Annotated in this window: 5 protein-coding genes; all 5 read left to right on the top strand. The window is 76.8% G+C overall.

Going from position 1 to position 3,257, the window contains the following annotated elements; genetic code table 11:
* A partial coding sequence (locus tag ACW0Q9_RS29975) for a helix-turn-helix domain-containing protein (protein WP_456187043.1) occupies positions 1 to 258 on the top strand: 258 nt, incomplete at its 5' end.
* Complete coding sequence (locus ACW0Q9_RS29970) at positions 255 to 2,129, top strand: sensor histidine kinase (RefSeq protein WP_456187041.1); 1,875 nt, start codon at positions 255 to 257, stop codon at positions 2,127 to 2,129. The genes ACW0Q9_RS29975 and ACW0Q9_RS29970, both read left to right, overlap by 4 nt.
* Entirely contained in the window at positions 2,126 to 2,569 is a 444-nt protein-coding gene (locus tag ACW0Q9_RS29965; RefSeq protein ID WP_456187039.1) for a roadblock/LC7 domain-containing protein, read from the top strand. The genes ACW0Q9_RS29970 and ACW0Q9_RS29965 overlap by 4 nt, the downstream gene beginning before the upstream one ends.
* The gene (locus tag ACW0Q9_RS29960; protein ID WP_456187037.1) at positions 2,547 to 2,927 is read left to right on the top strand and encodes a DUF742 domain-containing protein; all 381 of its coding nucleotides are present in this window, start codon (positions 2,547 to 2,549) and stop codon (positions 2,925 to 2,927) included. Before ACW0Q9_RS29965 ends, ACW0Q9_RS29960 begins: the two co-directional genes overlap by 23 nt.
* 72 nt (positions 2,928 to 2,999) lie before the next feature.
* The coding region (locus ACW0Q9_RS29955; protein ID WP_456187035.1) for a hypothetical protein at positions 3,000 to 3,257 on the top strand (258 nt) is incomplete at its 3' end.

Here is a 3,257-nt window from a genome sequence, read left to right as displayed (position 1 = left end):
GACGCCGGCCCCACCCGCTACCGGCTCAGCGACCGCGAGCACGAGGTCGCCGAGCTGGTGCTGGCCGGGTTGACCTATCGGGAGATCGGCGACCGGCTCTTCATCTCGGCGAAGACGGTGGAGCACCACGTGGCACGGATGCGGTCCCGGCTGAACTGCGCCAACCGGGCGGAGCTGCTGGCCCTGCTGCGTACCGTCGTCGCCGACCGGTCGAGCGCCGCGGGCCGGCAGCCGTGGCCGCAACGGGACCCGCGGTGACGCAGCGGGCACGGCCGCCGGCGACGGAGCGGATGCGGCTGAAGCTGGGCGCGCTGGCGGCCGTGCTGCTGACCCTCTGGGCGTACGCGGCGGTGCTGACCGGCCGGGACGCCGCGGAACTGGTCCGGGTCCGGGTCCTGGCGGACACCCTGGGCCAGCCCACCGACCTGCTGATCCTCCACCTCCAGCGGGAACGCCGGCTGACCGCCGAGACGGTCGCCGGGGCCGGGCCGGCGCGGGCCGCGCTGGCCGGGGCGCGCGACCGGACGGACGGCGCGGTCGCCCCGGTGCGCGCGTTCACCGAGGGCCACGACCCCCGGCTGCTCACCGCGGGCGCGGTGCGGGACCGGGCCGATGAGCTGGTCCGGCAGTTGGCGGGGCTGGCCACCCTCCGGTCCGAGGTGGACGGCGGGCGGCTCGACCGACCCAGCGCGGTCGCCGGATACGACCGGCTGATCGACGCCGCCTTCGCGGTGTACGGCCCGGAGTGGGGCGGGCGCGAGGACGAGCTGGCCGGCGAGACCCGATCGGTCCTCGCGCTGGCCCGGGCGCGCGAGCTGCTCGCCCGGGAGGACACCCTGCTGACCGCGGCCCTGGCCGGCGGCGGCATCGGCGACGACGACCGGCGCCGCCTGGCCGAGCTGGTGGCGACCCAGCGGTACGCCCGGGCGACGGCGGCCGCGGGGCTGCCCGCCGCCGGACGGGACCAGCACCGGCGGCTGGTGGAGAGTCCCGGGTTCGCCGACCTGCTCCGGCTGGAGGACCGGTTGCTCCGGACGCCGGCTGCCGACGACACGGCCGGGATCAGCGCGCAGAGCTGGCGGACGACCGTCGACCCGGCCCTGAGCGGGCTGCGGGAGCTGGTGATCGCCACGGCACGCGACAGCGTCGAGCGGGCCGCGCCGGACGCCGCGTTGGTGGTCACCCGGACCGGCGTGGTGGTGGGACTCGGGCTCATCGCGGTGCTGGTCGTGCTGGTCGGCTGGTCCCGCACCGTCCGCCGGCTGGCCGACGGGGTGACGGATGCCCCGCCGGCCGCCGCCGCCGCCGGCGAGTTGTTCCTGCGGCTGGCCCGACGCAACCAGGCCCTGCTGCGCGACCAGCTCACCCTGCTGGACGCCATGGAGCGGCGGGAGCGGACGGTGGAGGAGACCGCCGACCTGTTCCGCCTCGACCACCTCGCCACCCGCCTCCGGCGCAACGTGGAGAAGCTGGTCATCCTCGCCGGCGCCGCACCGGCCCGCCGCTGGCGGCGGCCGGTGCCGCTGCTCGACGTGGTCCGCGGGGCGGTCGCCGAGGTGCCGCACTACCAGCGGGTCCTGGTCGCGCCGCACTGGCCGTGGTCGCTCGCCGGGTCCGGCGTCACGGACGTCGTCCACCTGCTGGCCGAGCTGATCGAGAACGCGGTGGCCTGCTCGCCGGAGCACACCACCGTGCGGGTCGCCGGTGAGCCGGGGCCGCAGGGCTGCGCCGTGGTGATCCTCGACGACGGGCCCGGCCTGGACGCCGCCGCACTGGCGGAGGCGAACGACCTGCTGGACCGGCCGCCGCCGGACGGCCCGCCCGCCGGCCGGGCCGGGCTGTACGTCACCGCCCTGCTCGCCGCCCGCTGCGGCGCCCGGGTCTCGCTCCGTCCCGGCCCACGCGGCGGGACCGCCGCCGTCGTGCTGCTCCCGCCCGGCCTGGTCACCGCTACCGCCCCGCAGGGCGGCACGGTCGCCGGCGGCCGGGCCCCGGCGCCGCCCCCGGCTGCCGACGGGGAGCTGCCCACGCGCGTCCGGCAGTCCGGGGCGGTCCGGCCGGCCCCCGGCGCCACCGACCCCGACATCCTCCAGACAACGCTCCGCAACAGCGGGAGAGGACCTAGATGACTCCTTCACTGCTCACCACCGACAGCCTGACGGCTGCCCTGGACGGCCTGGTCGACCGGGTTCCCGGGGCCGAGCTGGCCGTGGTCCTCTCCCCCGACGGGCTGCTGCTCGGCCGGTCCCGGAACGTGCCGGACGGCCTCGCCGAGCAGGTCTCCACCGTGGTCAGTGGCCTGTACGCGCTGGGCCAGGCGACCGCCCGGGTGTGCGCCACCGGCGCGCTGCGGCAGGTCGTCGTGCAGATGTCACGCGCGTTCGTGTTCGTCGCCACCACCCGGGGCGGCGCGATCCTCACGGTCCGGATGAGTGGTGACGCCGACGTCGGCGACATGGCGTACGAGGTGGCGCTGTTCGCGGCGCAGGCCGAACGGGAACTGCCCGTGTACCTCGAACCCCGGACGGCGACAGGCGGGGACGACGGTGCGCGCCACCGGAGACCGTGACGAGGCGTGGTACGACGAGGACGCCGGACCGGTGGCCCGGCCGTACACGGTGACGCGCGGCCGCCTCACGTCCGACCACGGCCGGCTCGACCTGATCTCCCTCGTCGTGGCCCGTGGGGCGGCCCCAGCCACCGCCCCGCTCTTTCCCGAACAGGCGCGGATAATCGAGCGGTGCCACCGTCCACTGTCGGTGGCGGAGGTCGCTGCCGACCTGGGGTTGCCGTTGGGTAGCGTCCGGGTACTGCTCGGCGATCTGCTGGCGGCGGGGCTGATCGAGACGCACGACCCGCCGACCCTGTCCGGGATGCCGTCCAGGGAGCTGCTCGGGGCGCTGCTCGACGGGCTCCGGACGCTCTGACCGGCCGGGACCACGGGACCGGAGCACCGCGGACTCCGGTCCCGACGGAAGACCTGAAGGGGGAAAGGCCCAGTGCCGGCACCACCGTCCCCGCCACGGCGGACCCTGCCGATCGTCCTGCTGGACGGGATCGTCGCCGCGGCCGGGGCCGCGCGTCGCGCCGCCCTCGGCCGGGGTGACGGGTCGCGGCTCGCCCACGTCGCCATCGTGGCCTCGCTGGGCGTTCTCCTGGCGACGGCGTTCTCGATCGTCACGGTGCTGCGCACGCCGGAACGGCTGACCCCGGTGGCCGTCGGGCCCGGCGGACTCGTACCGGCCACCGACCCGGCC

This window comes from Micromonospora sp. I033, from assembly GCF_053890995.1.
Note: the sequence above shows the minus strand (reverse complement) of the source record. Positions and strands in the feature narration are given on the sequence as shown.

Coding starts and splice junctions, on each gene's coding strand:
- ACW0Q9_RS29965 (WP_456187039.1), top strand. CDS start 2,126: ATGACTCCTTCACTGCTCACCACCGACAGCCTGACGGCTGCCCTGGAC.